The 17,361-nt window shown below is 40.3% G+C and carries 18 protein-coding genes; 15 read left to right on the top strand and 3 right to left on the bottom strand.

The annotated features are described in order from the left end of the window. Positions 1 to 1,154 precede the first annotated feature (1,154 nt). From AC4EG4_RS01070 to AC4EG4_RS01040, 7 genes are all read left to right on the top strand, one after another. Entirely contained in the window at positions 1,155 to 2,072 is a 918-nt protein-coding gene (locus tag AC4EG4_RS01070; RefSeq protein ID WP_490978124.1) for a cation efflux transmembrane domain-containing protein, read from the top strand. A 15-nt stretch (positions 2,073 to 2,087) separates the two neighbouring features. Then, positions 2,088 to 3,215 (top strand): M20/M25/M40 family metallo-hydrolase, encoded by a 1,128-nt coding sequence (locus AC4EG4_RS01065; protein ID WP_490978125.1) that lies wholly within the window; start codon positions 2,088 to 2,090, stop codon positions 3,213 to 3,215. A 24-nt stretch (positions 3,216 to 3,239) separates the two neighbouring features. After that, positions 3,240 to 4,079 (top strand): YitT family protein, encoded by an 840-nt coding sequence (locus AC4EG4_RS01060; protein ID WP_490978126.1) that lies wholly within the window; start codon positions 3,240 to 3,242, stop codon positions 4,077 to 4,079. Between the two features lie 14 nt (positions 4,080 to 4,093). Then, positions 4,094 to 5,263 carry a hypothetical protein gene (locus AC4EG4_RS01055; protein ID WP_490978127.1) on the top strand — a complete coding sequence of 390 codons (1,170 nt, stop codon included), beginning with the start codon at positions 4,094 to 4,096 and terminating at the stop codon, positions 5,261 to 5,263. A gap of 53 nt (positions 5,264 to 5,316) precedes the next feature. Then, positions 5,317 to 5,790 carry a hypothetical protein gene (locus tag AC4EG4_RS01050; RefSeq protein ID WP_490978128.1) on the top strand — a complete coding sequence of 158 codons (474 nt, stop codon included), beginning with the start codon at positions 5,317 to 5,319 and terminating at the stop codon, positions 5,788 to 5,790. Positions 5,791 to 5,827: 37 nt separating this feature from the next. Further along, a complete protein-coding gene (locus tag AC4EG4_RS01045; protein WP_490978129.1) occupies positions 5,828 to 6,607 on the top strand; it encodes a VLRF1 family aeRF1-type release factor in 780 nt (259 codons plus the stop codon). Positions 6,608 to 6,813: 206 nt separating this feature from the next. After that, on the top strand, positions 6,814 to 7,224 hold the full coding sequence (locus AC4EG4_RS01040) for a nucleoside 2-deoxyribosyltransferase (protein WP_490986696.1): 411 nt from the start codon (positions 6,814 to 6,816) through the stop codon (positions 7,222 to 7,224). Positions 7,225 to 7,518: 294 nt separating this feature from the next. Here AC4EG4_RS01040 and AC4EG4_RS01035 read toward each other — a convergent pair whose 3' ends face one another. Both AC4EG4_RS01035 and AC4EG4_RS01030 read right to left on the bottom strand, forming a co-directional pair. Next, positions 7,519 to 9,498, bottom strand: a complete 1,980-nt coding sequence (locus tag AC4EG4_RS01035) for an ABC transporter permease subunit (RefSeq protein ID WP_490986695.1) — start codon at positions 9,496 to 9,498, stop codon at positions 7,519 to 7,521. Positions 9,499 to 9,541: 43 nt separating this feature from the next. Then, positions 9,542 to 9,859 carry a hypothetical protein gene (locus tag AC4EG4_RS01030; protein WP_490978132.1) on the bottom strand — a complete coding sequence of 106 codons (318 nt, stop codon included), beginning with the start codon at positions 9,857 to 9,859 and terminating at the stop codon, positions 9,542 to 9,544. A gap of 289 nt (positions 9,860 to 10,148) precedes the next feature. On the opposite strand from AC4EG4_RS01030, the gene AC4EG4_RS01025 reads away from it, so the two are divergent. Together AC4EG4_RS01025 and AC4EG4_RS01020 are read left to right on the top strand one after the other, a co-directional pair. After that, the gene (locus AC4EG4_RS01025; protein ID WP_490986694.1) at positions 10,149 to 10,862 is read left to right on the top strand and encodes a nucleotidyltransferase domain-containing protein; all 714 of its coding nucleotides are present in this window, start codon (positions 10,149 to 10,151) and stop codon (positions 10,860 to 10,862) included. Between the two features lie 72 nt (positions 10,863 to 10,934). Then, positions 10,935 to 11,402 (top strand): NUDIX hydrolase, encoded by a 468-nt coding sequence (locus tag AC4EG4_RS01020; protein WP_490986693.1) that lies wholly within the window; start codon positions 10,935 to 10,937, stop codon positions 11,400 to 11,402. Positions 11,403 to 11,464: 62 nt separating this feature from the next. On the opposite strand, the gene AC4EG4_RS01015 is transcribed toward AC4EG4_RS01020, so the two are convergent. Continuing rightward, on the bottom strand, positions 11,465 to 12,679 hold the full coding sequence (locus AC4EG4_RS01015; protein WP_490986692.1) for an RtcB family protein: 1,215 nt from the start codon (positions 12,677 to 12,679) through the stop codon (positions 11,465 to 11,467). Positions 12,680 to 12,862: 183 nt separating this feature from the next. Here AC4EG4_RS01015 and AC4EG4_RS01010 point away from each other — a divergent pair, with 183 nt between their 5' ends. The 6 genes from AC4EG4_RS01010 to cls all read left to right on the top strand — a co-directional run bounded on the left by AC4EG4_RS01010 (position 12,863) and on the right by cls (position 17,281). After that, the gene (locus tag AC4EG4_RS01010) at positions 12,863 to 13,612 is read left to right on the top strand and encodes a class I SAM-dependent methyltransferase (protein ID WP_490986691.1); all 750 of its coding nucleotides are present in this window, start codon (positions 12,863 to 12,865) and stop codon (positions 13,610 to 13,612) included. A gap of 73 nt (positions 13,613 to 13,685) precedes the next feature. After that, positions 13,686 to 13,994 carry an ASCH domain-containing protein gene (locus AC4EG4_RS01005; protein ID WP_490986690.1) on the top strand — a complete coding sequence of 103 codons (309 nt, stop codon included), beginning with the start codon at positions 13,686 to 13,688 and terminating at the stop codon, positions 13,992 to 13,994. A 122-nt stretch (positions 13,995 to 14,116) separates the two neighbouring features. Continuing rightward, positions 14,117 to 14,605 (top strand): NUDIX hydrolase, encoded by a 489-nt coding sequence (locus AC4EG4_RS01000; protein WP_490986689.1) that lies wholly within the window; start codon positions 14,117 to 14,119, stop codon positions 14,603 to 14,605. A 34-nt stretch (positions 14,606 to 14,639) separates the two neighbouring features. Next, positions 14,640 to 15,209: a nucleotidyltransferase family protein gene (locus AC4EG4_RS00995; protein WP_490986688.1), complete on the top strand. Its 570-nt coding sequence runs from the start codon at positions 14,640 to 14,642 to the stop codon at positions 15,207 to 15,209. 159 nt (positions 15,210 to 15,368) lie between these two features. Next, positions 15,369 to 15,623 (top strand): hypothetical protein, encoded by a 255-nt coding sequence (locus tag AC4EG4_RS00990; RefSeq protein WP_490986687.1) that lies wholly within the window; start codon positions 15,369 to 15,371, stop codon positions 15,621 to 15,623. A gap of 227 nt (positions 15,624 to 15,850) precedes the next feature. Then, on the top strand, positions 15,851 to 17,281 hold the full coding sequence (cls, locus tag AC4EG4_RS00985) for a cardiolipin synthase (protein ID WP_490987171.1): 1,431 nt from the start codon (positions 15,851 to 15,853) through the stop codon (positions 17,279 to 17,281). The last annotated feature ends 80 nt before the right edge of the window (positions 17,282 to 17,361 follow it).

The raw sequence follows: 17,361 nt of genomic DNA, 5'->3' as shown, positions 1-17,361 counted from the left end.
TAGTACATAAAAGATTTTCACTAAACTATTCATCACTCTAAAGATGTAAGAAGAACAGGATATGAAAAATCCACCCACAAACATTCCTTTCCAGGAAAAACTAAAGCAAGATCATACTCATTCGATATCCGAACTCTCTCTTAATTTGTACAGGTTTACTCAATGATTTTATCTGCAAATTTTATTTCATTCATTCCAAGTCTTAAGAGAGCAGAGATGCTTTCGAAGATGAACATGTTTTAATTCCCCCCTTTTTGTTTTAAATAATTTTTTGTTATTTTGAACATGAAAGTTAATAACATAATTAGTAAAAAGTAACCAAAAAGTTTGCTGTACCTTCATACTATAGTAATTAATAGTAAAAAGAGCCTAAAATCAAAAGAAAAATAAATAAACCTAATTATTTACTTAAAAATATATTTTTTAGAACTTTTTTACTATTAAATTCCACTTATATGTAATTATTTTTATTAAATTCCATTATATGTATTTTAAAATTCTGCTTAAGCTGTCTAGATAGACTCCACATTGTTTAGAAAGATATGGAATATGCCGAATTTCATGTTGATTGTAACTACTTCAAGCGTTAACTCAATATTAATGGATATCTCTGCCTTTAGAACGAAGAGTGTTGCATAGTCGTAATCAAGGGGAGCGTTTTTGGCTGAGTGAACAATAAAAATTCCAGAGACATTTAGAAGCTTCATCTTTATAGTTGGTTCTTATTTTTTTGTTAGCGCAGTACTTTAAATTAACAAGTTGATCAACTATGGGTTATGTCGTATGGCTAAGGAAAGGTTATATTCTTATCGAATAAATATAAAAACGGTGGAGAACCAATGGGGAAAATAGATAAATATACGAAGAAGGGGCGGTTTGATAAGGACTGGCTTCTTTGTTGGTGAATACAAATAAGAATTCTCTTTTATATCGCAGCAGCATGGACTTTGTTACTGAGGTTTTCCAAACTAAGAATGAAATTTTAATAAATGAGAACCAAATTCTTGAAAAAAAAGAGGAAGTGACTTAATATAAGTGAGTATTCATAATATTCTATCTTTTTATATCATTCAATAATGAGTGTGCATATTTTCACTTTTACATACTTTCAATAACAAATAGAGAACTTTCCCATTATGGGTGGTGAATTTGTCATGGCGACCAAAAATCCTGTCATTGAAGATCGTCTCCTTCAAGTATCTATTTTCTGTTCTCTTTTTTTGTCTGTCTTGGGTATTTCAGCAGGATTCTTACTGTCCTCTTCTTTTGTCCTGTTTGATGGTTTTTATGCACTTCTCAGTGTCGTGCTGAGCGTTCTCTCCTTACGCGGGGGACGCTTTATAGTAGTCAAAGATGAAGTACAATTTCCATTTGGCAAGGAATCACTCGAACCAATTCTTGTTTTCTTCCAATATTTCGTTGTCTTTTTATTATTAATTTATGCTTTCGTCAATGCTATTGATGAAGTTAGAAAAGGAGGGAATTCGATCGAGCTCGGCTGGGTGATTGCTTACCTTGGCCTCAGTGCATTAATTTCAATCGCAGTTTACAAGCATCTCAAAAAGGTAAATCGCAAGGCACGTTCAGTTTTGGCAACTGCTGAAGTGGAGCAATGGAGATTGACTGTCGTTATGGGGATTGGCGCATTTTTAGGCTACGGAATTGCAGGAATTGCAACTTTGTTTTCGATGGATGCTGTTGCCCGGTATGTAGATCCAGTCATGCTGATAGGAATTGTCCTTTTTTTGATTCGTTACCCGGTTACTGAGATGGTTATTGCAATGCGCGAAATGCTGAACATGTCAACCAGTGAAAACTTGATGCTTCGCATACAGGAAAGTGTAGCGTCAATAGTTGGCAACTACGGTGTAATAGACACGTATTTGCGCATTTCAAAAACCGGAAGCATTGTATTCATAGAAATCGATATAATCGTTCCTAAACAATACCAATTCGATTCCATCTTGGCGCAAGATGAAATTCGAGAGGAGATTGACGAGGCACTTTCTTGGCTGCCGCAAAACAAATGGCTGACGATTGCTTTTACAGCAAATCGCAAGTGGGCAGAATAAACAGGAGGGATAAGTATGTCGAAACAACGGTTGGCTGACAAATTTATGGAGCTTGTACAAATCGATTCGGAATCATTTGCGGAAGGAAGCTTTCAAAGAGAACTGATTCAGCGGTTCGAAGCACTCGGATTGCAAATTTGGGAAGATGACACGATCACGGAAACAGGATTAGGCGCGAACAATGTCATTGCCCGTTTAGAAGGAGACTCTTCTATAGAACCACTTTTTTTCTCTTCCCATATTGATACGGTATCGCCAGGAAAGGGCATCAAACCGCTTGAACAAAATGGGCGTATTGAGTCTGATCAGACGACCATTTTAGCAGCGGATGACAAAGCGGGTGTTGCCATTATGCTTGAGATGATTCAGCGGCTGAAAGAACGGGGAATTCAACATGGCCCGCTTGAATTTGTCCTGACCCCAGGAGAGGAAGTTGGCTTGCTGGGCGCAAAAGCATTGGATATGACGAAACTGCAAGCGACGTACGGCTATGTTCTTGATAACGGTGGACCGGTTGGCGGAATCATTACGACCAGCCCGACTATGTACCGACTGGACATTCGCGTATTGGGCCGTGCAGCCCATGCTGGACTGGAGCCTGAAAAAGGAATATCTGCAATTGAAGTTGCGGCACGTGCAATTGCTCAAATGAAACTGGGCCGCATTGATCACGAAACGACCGCCAACATTGGCCAGATTAACGGTGGAACAGCAATGAACATTGTTATGGACCGGCTTGAAATGGTCGCAGAAGTTCGGTCATTTGATAATCAAAAGTGTCTGGATCAGGTGGAATCCATGCGGCAGGCATTTGAAAAAGAAGTAGAGCAGTACGGGGCAGAGCTGGAATTTGAAGCGAAGCACCTAATAATAGGCTACCATTTCGACGAAACGCATCCCTTGCTTATTCATGCTCAAAATTGTTTAGAGGCATTGGAGCGGCCCGTCCGATTTGAACGCAGTGGAGGTGGAACAGACGCTAACGTATTTAACGAAAAAGGCAAGAACGTCATCAACGTTTCTATAGGATATGAGAACATTCACACGGTTGAAGAGTATATCCCGATTGATGAGTTCGATCATGCAGTTGAATTTGCACTTCAGTTAGTCGAACGGATGCCCTCTTTTCCTAAAACCGTCTGATCCAGCCAAGGAGGTATCCAGCCGATGAAGCTTATCAGAGAAAGTCTTCTCATCATCTTTGCGATTTTTGTCCTGGCTGCTGGCATCAACTTGTTTTTAGGTCCGCACCACGTAGCAGCAGGAGGCGTAACTGGAATCGGTATTTTGCTTGAAGAAGTTTTAAATATTGATCGTTCGATTGTGGTTCTTGTGCTGAATCTGCTCATGCTGCTGCTTGCGTTCATTTTTTTAGGAAAGGAAATCTTTTTAAAATCTGTGTTGGGCAGTTTAGTACTTCCTCTTGCATTAGGGATCATTCCAGAAACAATGGTTGTTACGGACCGTTTTTTTTCCGTTGCGTTCGGCAGCGTCATTTTTGCGTTTGGCGTCGCTTCTCTGTACTGGATAGGCGCATCAAGTGGCGGAACAACTATTCCGCCGCTCATTTTCCATAAATACTTTAAATTAAACACATCTGTTGGCTATTTTTTGACAGATGCAACGGTTGTCGTCTTTAATATTTTTGTTTTTGGTGTGGAAGAGTTTTTATTTGCGGTTGCTTCCATAGTTATTACGACTTTTGTCATGGGGTATATCGAGATTGGTTTAGAGCGGAAAAAAGCCATCTTTGTTACTAGTGAAAATCAGGTGAACGAGATTCGAAATTATTTGTTGTCAACCACTCTGGATCGCAGCATGACCGTTTTTGCGATTGAAGGAACAACTTCAGCTGAGTCCAAAAAAATGCTGATGGTGGTGATGAAACGCTCTGAGTATGCAGAAGTTGTCCGTGCAATCCATCAAATTGATGCAGAGTCATTTATCATTGTTTACAACATTGCCGATGTTCATGGATTCGGGTTCAACTACCAACCGGTCGTATAAAGGGAGGAATAGGCATGCAACCCATTATTGCATTTACCATCATCATGCTTGTTTGGACGATCAGTGATTATGTCTCGAAAAAGACCAAAGCATTATTGTCGTCATTGTTTGTCGCATCCATCATTTTCTTGATTGGATTTAAGACAAATGTATTTCCAGAAGACTTATTGCAGTCTTCTGCCTTGTTGCCATTGGGTCAAACCATCGTTGGGATGATCATCGTGCACTTGGGCACATTAATCAGCTTGGAGGAATTCAAACGGCAATGGCGCACGTTCTTAATTGGTGTTTCGGCAGTTCTAGGAATTTGCGCCCTGTTGTTTACGATCGGAAGACTACTGCTCGACACGAATTATGTTCTCAGTGCAATTGCTGCGATTAGCGGCGGAACGATTTCGGTCATCATTGTTCAGGAACAGGCATTGAATGCGGGACTGATTTCCGTCGCCGTATTTCCAGTCTTGATCGCTGCGCTGCAAGGTCTGATTGGCTTTCCGCTAACATCGATTATTTTGAGAAAAGAAGCCATGCGGATTCGTGACGGCGTTCGGGATGGCAGCATTACACGTAAAGAAGACGTAGAGGAAGCTAAATCAGAGGAAAAACAAACCATCTTGCCGGAAGCGTTCCAAACAACTGCAGGAACGCTTTTCGTTGTAGGCGTTGTCGTCATCATTGCCATTTTCCTAAGCGGCTTAACAAATGGCTGGTTGAATACGTTCGTTATTGCCTTGCTGTTGGGGATTGCGTTGCGGGCAACGGGAGTGCTTAAGCCAAACGTGTTAAATGGTATTGATGCGTACGGCTTGATGATGCTCGCCATCTTATTGATTATTTTTGGGCCACTTGCCACCACGTCATTTAGCGATCTTGTGGAGCTGCTTGTGCCCCTGTTAATTGCTTTTGTCTTGGGGGTTCTCGGTATTATAATCTTTGCGATGATTGCAGGAAAATTGCTGGGTTATACGTATCCGATGGCCATCGCAATTGGGTTAACCTCTCTTTATGGATTTCCTGGAACATTAATTTTAAGCCAAGAAGCTGCGAAAAATATTGGGGAAACAGAAGAAGAAGTCCAAATTATAGAAGAGGAGATATTGCCGAAAATGGTCGTTGCCGGTTTTTCAACGGTGACAATTACCTCAGTTTTTATTACAGGTATTTTAGCGGCGTTTATTTACTAAGAATATAATCTGACAAACGTGAAAGGTTAAAGCGAAAAAAGGAGGAGATTGCAATGTCTAAAAACAAAAGCCAGCCATATCACATTATCACCATCTCATTTGACGACCATTTAAGAGCCTATCAATTATTCAGCCAACTGAAAAACTACAATCTTGAAGGAGTAATAGATTTGCAGCAAGTAGTTGTCATAGAAAGAGCGGAAAATGGATCATTTGCGTTTAAAGACGCTGCAGATTTTTCGGGAACAAATAAAGCGACAAAAGGTGCTTTAATCGGTATGGCTGTCGGAATTTTAGGCGGCCCTTTTGGCTTGCTGTTCGGTACATTGACGGGTGGGATGATCGGCGCCAGCAAAGAAGTGAAACGATTAAAAGAAACGGAGGAGTTATTTAAAAACACCATTGGCAATATCGAACTGGGAACAACGGGCATCATTGCAATTGGAAAAGAATACGAAGAATCCGTCTTGAATGGTTTGGTCGAAGAAGCAGGTGGGAAAGTCGCGAGAACTGATGAAGACATGTAAGGCATGACAATCACGAAATGAAAAAGGAGGAGTTAGGGTGGGCTTATACACGGAAATCGATCACCTAAAAAAAATTGAAAATCCGCAAGCCGGTGTATTATCTATTTTGTTGAGTACCAAGCCCAGTGAGCGGGATCAATGGAAGCTACATTTAAAGAACGGATTAAAACAGCTGGAGAAGAAAATTGAGGAAGAAGGGAACCAACAAAAAATCAGTGCATTTAGTGAATTGAGAGAAAAAGTTGAGAGCAGCTTAGAAAATGTGGGGCATCGGCTTTTGCGAAGTATTGTCATCTACGCTGAAGGAGGAAATGGGTTTTTCGAGATGCATTTCTTGCAATTGGATGTGGAAAATGAATTTGTTTACAGCGATGCACCAAAGATTGAACAATTAGAAACCCTGGATAAAAATTTCCCGAAAACCGGGATCATTGTCTCACAAATGGACATTATTACCGTATACAACACCAGATTGGGTGAAGTTGAAGATGTTTTCGTATTCGAACTGGATCTGGATACAGACAATTGGAGAAAATTCCAAGGAAGAAGTGCGCGGGCCAATGCATCCTCGAGCAGCCAAACAGACCAATACGATAGTAGAAAAGAAAAACAAATCCGGAGATTTTATCGAGAGGTTTCAAACGAACTTTCAAGTTTATATAAAGAATACGGATGGGACCAATTGGTAATAATTGGACACCAAAGAACGGCGAACTTGCTTTTGGACGAAATTGAAGTGGATGTAAGCCGTACGATCAATAAAAACATGGGAGGGGCTTCAGAAGAAGAAGTGCTGAATGCGACTTTCGAATACTAAAACTTAAAAGTACCGCAAAAAATCTATGTAATGGTCGGCGGCCTCCCATTGCATAGATTTTGTTCTTACTCAAAGTATAAGCCAGCACATTTATGGCTTTTCTAACGAAGAGATATGATAAAGTGAGGAGACATTGAAATAAGATCTTGTAAAAGGGAATAAAGAAAAAGCATAGTAATAAAAGTCAGGAAGGATTGTAGAACAATATGAAAAAATTTTACGTGGCATCGGGCCTTACAAACTCGAATGCCGTTATTTATGTTACAGAGCAATTAACAGCTAAAGGATTTCTTCATACATACGATTGGACACAAAATACAGCTCCAGGAGAACAACCATCGTTTACATTAAAGGACTTGACGAGAATTGGCCAGCATGAAAAAGATGCCGTAATGGAATCAGATTTCGTGGTTATATTGTTGCCAGGAGGAAAAGGAACCCACATCGAAATGGGCATTGCGTTAGGACGAGGAAAAAAGATTTTTCTATATTCGCAAGACGGATCGATTAACAATCCAGCAGAAACCAGCACTTTTTACCATTTACCAGAAGTAAAAAAATGCCATGGCTCATTGGATGAATTAGTGAATAATATTCAATGTGAATTCAACTGCTAAAACGAATACAAATGAATCAGATTTCAGACTGAATTATTTCTGAAGTATAGAAGAGCATTTTTTGCTCGATTTCGGTACAAGGTTCACCCGTAGCTTTATGCGTATTCAATCACTTGAGAAAAAATTAAATTAAAATATTTAATTCGTTATTCATGTTGTACTTTGAGATGCCATTCACGTATTCAATGAACATATCTAACTGCAATGAATTGCAATAAGTGAGGTTTATTCTTTGTGTCTTCTAACCATTCTTTCGTCTTGCTGTTTTTATAAAAGTATTGGGAGGAGTTACCTTTAGTTTGCTTCCTCGTTCAATTGGGATTTACGGATTCTCGCAAAAGAATCAAGTGATGTGTCCTTTTTTTGTTGAATGGAGGCACGTGCACCCGTTCTCGGAATCGCTTTTTTATAAGCGAGGTGCTCAGCAATAGTGGTGAAACTGTAACTTAAGAGCATGAATATAGCTAACGGCGGTAAAATCATCCAATATTGGTTGGTGACAAAAACTTCACGGGATATGGCGATCATTCCGGACAGCTCATAGATTTCAAGTACCAGGCGTGGAGAGTCAGACTGATAAAGTGCACCACCGACAAATACAGACAAGATTCCCAAATGCACAAACATTTGCAATACCTGAACGATATGCTGTACCCACATCAATAATAGTTTTGGCCAAAGCTGTGGCTGGATGTGTTTTGTCAAAATCCAGCTTAACGATGCACCCATTAACACCGAGCCCGCAACATAGTCTTTTTTCAAAGCTTCACTCATCTCATTCCCAATTGCACTGGATGTGATAGGAAGTACAATGATCGACATGATTAGCACCTGATAAATTAGACGTTCCGTCAAAGTGCTGTTCCATTCTCCAGTTGAAACGAGGACAGGCATGAGCAAGACAAGGGCTAGTAATGTTAAAGGCAAGAAGTGCATGCCATCTGCGATAGAATTGGCAATGTTTCGTACTTTTGTAGAGAGAACGAAAGTATGAAAAATTCCGAGCACATAACCCAGGCCGACCCGTAATGTGGCAACCAGCACACTAAGGGCGATGGTGTATTTGATGCCGACTAACAACTGTTGAGCAATCGAGTAGCCATATGGGTCTGTCCCTAAAACTATCTCGGCAGAAGGCGGATGGGGAGAGCTGCTTTCGATTCCCCCTTCCTTGTCGTAAATGTAATGGACTTGGTCTACCTGATCTCCAGTGATCAAAGCATACAACACGCTGATTATTAAAAGCCCTAAGACAACACACATGGGAATGAGCAACTGGGGCAGTCGTTTTATACGAGGGAAAAACCCTGCTTTTCTAAGCCGTTTTCTTGAAAGTTGCGTAAACCTTGCACGACTTTCTTGCGCATCGAACAATTTCAAGTTGAACTTCTGCATTACGGCATTTCGTTTGATTTCTTTTTTTCCCAGGCTCAGTTCAATTACGGTATACAAAAGAAAGAAAGGAATAAAAATAGTTAGTAAAATAAAAGCGATGCCTTTCGGACTGAAATCAGACTGCAAGTGGTAAAGGATTCCGTTGATTCCAAATAAGTACTCGACAATCAGCAAGGAAGAAAGTGTTAACCAAACGATGGACTTGGATTGATAAAAAGTACTTCTTAAGACATTGGGGGTGCAGTGCTTCCACAAGACTTCAAACCGGCCCAACCCTTTGGAGCGCGCCAATTCAACATATGGACATTCCAGCTCTTCTTCGAAAAGCAAAATAAAGAGTTTGAAGAAAAGCAGAGTTGGCAAGATAGCTAAACAAAGAATCGGAGCAAGATAGATCTGCTCATCTCCCAAACTATAAAAACTTAAAAGCAAGATGCCGGTCCAGTCAAAGATAGCTAACACAACGAGCTGAACAAGAAAGACAAAGGCGAAATCTGGAAACGACTGAAGAAACTTTGCCACTTGCAAAAAGAGACGTTTTACAGTGCCATTAGCAACCAGTGCGAGCAAAGCCAACAAAAAGGCAACTATACCTGCTAAGCCTAGAGCCAAAAAAAGTATTGGCATCGAATACAAATAAGGTCCGCTTAAAAAATCTGCGAAAGAGATAGAAATGATTTCGAACGTCATGGGTTCGGTATAGTTTAAGGTCCACTGACTAGGAGTTAAAAAGGATGTTGAAACATTTTTCAGAGCAGCTAGATAAGAGCGGAAGTCAAAAAATACGGAGCCTCCAAATAGGGCAGGCGCAGCACTGACCAAAACGATTCCAATAACTCCTGAAAGAAACTTTATGAAAATCTCCACTATTTTCCGCATATTTTCCTCCTTTTATCACTTTGGCAGAGAGTTCATGGGGAAGTTAAAAATATTCCCAGTAAGTAAATAAGGTGAACCCAAATACAAATAGTAAATAAAGTACTGAACCGATAAAAATATAAGATCTTTCAGAAACCTGACTTTGTTGTTCCATCCGAATGCCAGTATGACCCTGAATTGACATGTCCAACTGCCGGCTGGCCATGCCGCCTTTGGATTTAAAGAAATAAACCACAGCTAGTGCCAGTCCCGCGAACGGAATCGAAATGTCCAGAAAAGTCATTTGAAGAGCGTATGCCACTCCCCAGTTTCCTATTGCCAAGAGTAAAATAGTTAGAAAAATAATCAATATCTTTTTCATAAGTACCTCCATTTTATATTTTTTGAATAAAATGTTAATTATCTTCTATCATTTATACGTTAGTGCCAGTGAATGGTTTCGACTAGAAACGAAATTGTATGGTTAAAATTGTTATTTGCTGTACCATCCTCTTTCCGTGACTGTATTTTCAGTAGGTTAGTGGTTTTTAATGATAAACTTATTTTAAAATCCGGAATTGCGCAGCTAAGTGGTTTTAAGTTAAGGCTTACAAATCTTATTGAAACCAAATCAAAGAATGAATAGAAATTGGTAGGAAGGATGTGGAGTAATGCAAACCAAGAAACTACCGGCTATCGATGCAGCAAAAATGTTTGTTCAAAAATATTTTCCGGATTGTCAGGGAGCCTTGCTTGCAGGGAGTGTAGTCCGTGGAGAAAACACAGAAACATCAGATCTTGACATTGTCATATTCGATCAAAAGTACTCAGCTTCATACAGAGAATCATTCATCGATTTTGGCTGGCCAGTTGAAGTATTTGTACATAACTTAAGTTCTTACAAATCTTACTTTTTGACGGATTGCGAAAGAGCTAGGCCATCACTGCCTAACATGATGGCCGAGGGCATTGTTATAAAAGGCAAAGACCTCGTTGTTCCTATAAAAGATGAAGCGAAAGAGTTGCTGGCGAGAGGGCCGAAAGTATGGACAAACGAAACAATCAACTTCAAACGCTATTTTATTACAGATACATTAGAAGACTTTGTCGGTTGCAACGATCGAGCAGAATCAATTTTTATAGCAGGTACCTTAGCAGAAACAACCAGTGAATTTGTATTGCGGACAAATCACGAGTGGATTGGCACTGGAAAATGGTTAATGCGTTCCTTAGTGCAATACGACGAGGAGTTTGCTGGTCGTTTTTTTGATGCGTTTGATGCTTTTTATAAAATGGATGATAAAAGCAAAATTATAAAATTGGTGGATGAGTCACTGGAGCCGTTCGGAGGAAGACTGTTCCAAGGGTTTTCTTCAGGAAAGTAAATTTATATAATGATAGTTTCAGCAAATTCATTGAGAAAGAGTGACTCGTTCAGCCATCAGGAGGTACTACGTATGGATTACATCAAGCACTTGAGAGCCATTGTAGGCGACGAAAAAGTAATCATGGTCATATCTGGGGCTTTTGTATTCAATTCAAAAGATCAGGTACTGCTGCAGCAGCGCTCGGATACGGGTGAATGGGGGATTCCAGGCGGTTTTATGGAGCTGGAAGAAACCATTCAAGAAACAGCTGAACGAGAGGTTTTTGAAGAAACTGGATTGCGGCTTAAGAAGCTTGAACTGTTTGGCATCTACTCGGGTCCGGATTATGACAAAACCTTTGGGAACGGAGATCAAGTTGCCCAGATGCAAGTTATATTTACCTGCAAGGAGTACAATGGCGAGCTAATTGAACAGAATGAGGAATCCTTAAATAATAAATTCTACAGTCTGGATGAATTGCCCCAAGCTATTTTTTCAGACCATAAAAAGTTCATCGAAGATTTGCAATCAAAGCGAAAACTTCCAATTATCGAATGATAGAAAAGCAATTTTATTATAGAGCTTAGACTAAAAAAGAGCAGCTGCTTGCTGCTCTTTTCTCATTTTTTTCTCCAACCTTGAAATTCCGCCGCTTTGAAATTGTACAGGGGTTTTAAGATGGATTGTATTTCAATGGTGTCTTTCGTATTATCAATAATCTCCTGCATTGTTTTATAGGCAAACGGAGATTCGTCAATCGTGTCCTGATTGACACTCGTTGTGTAGACGTTCTTCATGGTGTCGGTAAAATCATTTAATTGAAGCTGTTTTTTTGCTTTTGTCCGCGAAAGGATGCGGCCTGCGCCATGCGGTCCGGACTGGTTCCAGTCATCATTTCCTTTGCCTTTGGCGAGGAGCGAGCCATCACGCATATTTATCGGAATCAGGACCATTTCGTCTTTTCTCGCGGAAATGGCACCTTTTCGTAAAATCATATGCTCCAGATCAATGTAGTTGTGCACGGTGTCGATTCGTCCCACTTCGGTAAATTGCATTGCGTCTAATAGAACTTGCACCATGGCTGCACGGTTCCATTTTGCGTATTCCTGGGCAATTTTCAAGTCATTAAAATAATCCTGCATGAGTGGACCTGTTAAGTAAGCCAAATCATTTGGAACGATCGGCAATACCGATTTATAGGATTTGATGGCGCCGTTAATTTCTTTGTGGCGGCCTTCTGTTTTTAACTGTTCGATCAATTCATTGAGTCCTTCTTTGTCGTTGCTTAAGCTTTCAATGGCTTTCTTTTGGTGATGATTCGCCACTTTTACACCCAGATGACGGCTTCCGCTATGAATAACCAAAAACAAACGGCCATCTTCTGCTTCATTCATTTCAATAAAATGGTTGCCTCCACCAAGTGTTCCGAGAGAATGAATAGCTGCGTCTTTTGAAAAATTGGCTAAGACACGATCCAGTTCTATGTTTTTTATGAAGTCGTGCGGAACGGTCCGAATCGATTGGCCAGAAGGAACCAGTGACTGAACGGCAAGATCAAGTTTTGCAAAATCAACGTCCTGCTTTTGGACTTCTACGCACAACATGCCGCAGCCGATATCCACGCCGACTAAATTTGGCACAACGCGATCTTTTACTTTCATGGTGGTGCCGATGACTGCTCCTATGCCTGCGTGGCAATCGGGCATAATGCGAACTTGAGCTCCCGCTGTCAATTCTTCATTTAAAAAAGTCTCAATTTGCAATACGGTCGCGTCATCAATATTCGTTGTAAACACCTTCGCATCGCTGTACTTGCCGTTAATTATCTTCAACATCCTAACCTCCTCATGTCTCCTGGTGGAAAATGCCCATACAAGATAAATCCATAATATCAGCTTTTATCTCGCTTGTGTAAAAAATTGGATATACATTTTGTGTTTCATTGAATATACTGAAAGCAGTATTTCAAGAGAGCATGAAAATGAAAAAAACGACTTTATTCCAAAGGTGGAAAAGTGATGGAAGACTTTGACTATCAGAAATTTTATGAAGCAATGGGAAAAGTAAATGGCTGGGAGTTTAGTCAAATACGAGTCCTGGCTGATCGAGCGGATTGGGAATTCAATGAGCAAGTAATGGAACGATGCAATAGAACAGATTCTCTGTTGGATTTAGGTACGGGTGGAGGAGAAAACCTTTTGAAAATTGCCCCGTTTGTGGAGCAGGCAGTCGGAATTGATTTATCGATTGGCATGATTAGTTCAGCCATTGAAAATTTGGAGAGATCTGGGCAAAAAAATGTGCATTTCCAGCACATGTCTTCTGAAGAGTTACAATTTCCAGCAGACTCTTTTCATATTGTGACAAGCCGCCACGCTCCATTTGGTTCTCTTGAAGTGGCCAGGGTATTGAAAAAAGGCGGAATGTTTTTGACCCAGCAAGTAAGCGAAGGCGACAAACAAAATATCAAAAACGCATTCGGACGCGGCCAATCGTTCACTGATGCAGATGGAACGTTAAAAGAAAAATACCGGCAAGAGTTAAAAAATGCTGGATTCTCAAAAGTGCAAACCTATGATTATAACATTTTGGAATATTATGAAAGACCGGAAGATCTATTATTTTTGCTGCAGCATACTCCCATTATTCCTCATTTCGGTCAGGAAGATAAAGACTTGAAAAGTTGGAAAGCATTTATCGAAAACAACCAAACGGTAAAAGGAATTTGCACAAACTCGAAGCGGTTTTTGATTAAAGCTGTTAAGTGAGCTGAAAAAAGCGATTAAACCTGGTAAGTAATTAGGATTAAACCGTTCGAAGCAATGCCTTTAGGAGGATCTTATGAAGCATACAATGAGTTTGTATAGTGAATACTTCAAAGAAATAAAGACGGGCAGGAAACAAATCGAAATTCGGTTGAATGACGAAAAGAGAAAAAAGATAAATATTGGAGATGTGATTGAATTTAGTGAACTTCCTGAAAAAAATGAGGAGATTCAAGTGAAGGTTACAAAAGTTACGGCATACCCAAACTTTCAATCTATCTTTGAAGACATTTCTTTTGCGGATTTAGGGTGTACGGGATGGACAATGGCAGCGATGATGGAAGAGACATATGCTATTTATTCGAAGCAGCAGGAAAAGGAATAGGGAGCATTAGCGATTCGGTTCCAATTGGTTAGGTAATCGTTTACTTAGTTGTTTGTTTCAATTTTTTTAGTTTTGAAAACAGAACTTAACAGCAAGCTTACCTGATAAAGGAGGTATGAAAAATGGACGCAGTTTATGTGAAATGGGGAGAAGCAAAAGTAAAGCTGACGTGGCATGCAAATGATCAGTTGCCGGATAAAGGACTGCTGACCAGTGTGCATGGTTTTTGTTTCTATGAAAACCAACTGCTTTTAGTTGATTTAGTGCACCGGGGATGGGATTTTCCAGGAGGTCATATTGAAGAAAATGAAACGCCTGAAGAAAGCGTGCATAGAGAAGCGATGGAAGAAGGATACGTCTCAGGCAGCAGTCGGTTTTTAGGGTTTGTTGAGGTTGACCATACTGAAAATCCACTTTGGGAAAAAGCTGGAAAATATCCTGTGATCGGATACCAGGCATTTTATAAAATGGAGATTGAAAAAATTCATGACTTCAAAGCCGGGTGTGAATCTGTCCGGAGAATGCTGGTGTCTCTCGATAAAGTAGGGCAACTTCACCACAATTGGAATAAACTTTATCAGGAAATTTTATCTGAAGCTGTTCGTACATAGTAAAAATAATTTAAACAGTAGGAGTGAGCAGAGCATGCTAAAGAGCGAAAATGATATTATCGTCCTTATTCAGCAAGATGAGTGGATGATGGAATTGCTGATGGCGGTAGAAACATTGGATCTGCCTGACTGGTGGATATGTGCAGGGTTTGTCCGGTCTAAGGTTTGGGACACACTTCATGGTTTTTCGGATAGAACAAAACTTCCGGATATCGATGTCATTTATTATGAAAAGCACAATATGGCTGAAGAAGAGGAGAAAAGAATAGAGGAAAACCTACAAAATTTGGCTCCAGGTATTCCTTGGTCAGTGAAAAATCAGGCAAGAATGCATTTGCGAAATCAAACATCCCCTTACATTTCATCAGTCGATGCCATAGCAAAATTTCCAGAAACGGCCACAGCAGTTGCAGTAAAATTAGACCGGCAAAAACAATTGGCGTTGGCTGCACCTCTTGGGATTAAAGACCTGGTCCGTCTGGAAGTAAAGCCTACCCCTTACTTTAGGGTGAACCAAAACCGTTTGGAAATCTACCGCGAGCGCATGGAAAACAAAGGATGGACATCAACTTGGCCCAAACTGACTATCGTTTTTGAGGCTTAAAATAAAGGCAGGAAGATTTGGTTTCTTCTAAATGGAGAAAGGGTAGTAAAAATTGTATAGGTAAAAAGTAAGGTGGCGAAGCAAAGGAGAGTTCAGTTTAAAGAATGCATTAGTGGATTTATTGAAAGTTTGTCCAATCAACTTGAAGGGGGAAGGCGCATGAACATACTAAATTCGTCCAGCACATTGTTTACCGGCTACTTGCCGTTTCTCTTTATTGTCCCTGCACTCTTGTTATTTGCATATGGCGTTGTGAAAAATTCGCAACGGGTCATATTGTTTAGTTACATTGTATTCTTTCCAGTTTTTATGGCGCTGATTTTTGTGGAGATGGATTATTACCTCTTGCCTTTGCTCATGTTGCCGCCCATCCAGGTTTTTTACTACTTTAAACTGAGGAATTCCCCAGCATAATGGAGAACTCCAAAATAAAACTAGCAGCACAAACCAGTTCGGGTTTATGCTGCTAGTTTTATCCTTTTACAAAACAAACTAAAAGATGTAGCTTATACAAGGGAAGTGCTGTGAATCTCAAGCCTTGTAAATCCATGATGGGAAATAGAGGAAGCTTCTATAACGTCAACTTAGATAAAAGCAGAGCTCAAGGAGGAATTACAATTTTATTCGACTGGTTAAGTACATTGAGCAATATTTTTATTATGTTAAATGTAGTATTGGCGTTTTTTATTTTATTTTTTGAGCGGAAAACGGCCTCTTCTGCATGGGCTTGGATTTTGATCTTGTTTTTTGTACCGATTGTTGGCTTTATTCTCTATTTGTTATTCGGAAAATCGTTAAGACAGGATCGGCTGAATCGGCCGGTTGCCTACGAAAATAAAGATTTTCGAAATGTGATGGACCAGCAGCTAATTCAACTGAAAAGCAGAATCTTCCAGCCCTCTTCTGAGCTTGTAGCTGAATGGCTGGATGTGATTCAAATGAACGTGGCGAGAACGGATGCACCATTGTCGACAGCCACTGACATAAAAATTTTTAACGATGGCACTAGGAAATTTGAGGCTTTGTTTGAAGACATAAGCAAGGCCACAAACCATGTCCATCTGCAGTATTTTATCTTGAACGATGATGATCTTGGACGTCGGCTGGTATCGCTGTTGACCGACAAAGCGCGGCAAGGTGTAAAAGTGCTGTTTTTGTACGACGATTTGGGATCCAGCAGCCTGCCAAAGCGATTTTTTGAAGAGTTCGAAGCCGCTGGCGGAAAAACAGCTGCCTTTTTGCCAGCATTGTTTTCCCGCATAAACCCACGGCTGAATCATCGGAATCACCGGAAATTGGTAGTTGTGGATGGATTGATTGGGTATGTTGGCGGGTTTAATGTGGGAGACGAATATCTAGGCAAGAAACATGAATTCGGCTATTGGCGCGACACGCATCTTCGGATAGAAGGAGAGACCGTGCATTCCCTTCAAAACCGTTTTTTCATTGACTGGAATCAGGCAACCGAAAAAGATCCAATAAAATATGCAGAAAAATATTTTCCGAAGGCCGAGAGTCACGAAGGAGCGGCGATTCAAATTGTTGCGAGCGGTCCGTTAGTCATTCATGAAGATATTAAGAATGGCTATTTGAAAATGATTCACCATGCACGTAACTCGATTTACCTTCAAACACCTTATTTTATTCCAGATAAGTCCATCATGGATGCTTTGCGAACAGCTTCACTTGGCGGCGTTGATGTTCAAATTATGATCCCGCATTTGGCAGACCATATTTTTGTTCATTCAGCTACACTGTCATTTGTTCGTGAATTGTTGGAAGATGGCGTAAAAGTATACAGCTACAAAAATGGATTTTTGCATGCAAAAACTTTGGTTGTGGACGAAAAAGCATATTCGGTCGGATCAGCGAATATGGACATCCGCAGCTTCGCCTTGAATTTTGAATTGAATGCATTTGTTTATGATTCAGATTCCGCATCAGAAATGGCGACACTCTTTTTCCAAGACAAAAAGCTATCCGTTCAATTGACCGAGCAAACGTTTCAGGAGCAATCATGGGTAGAAAAAGCGAAGCAGGATGTTGCGAAGCTGGTTTCACCCATACTGTAGGACCGTTAGAATCCACAGCTAAATAGGATTATTAAAAGAGGAGAAGTCCATAGCGGATTTCTTCTTATTTTAATAGTCAC

Source organism: Planococcus sp. TJ-201 (genome assembly GCF_058268495.1).
Note: the sequence above shows the minus strand (reverse complement) of the source record. Positions and strands in the feature narration are given on the sequence as shown.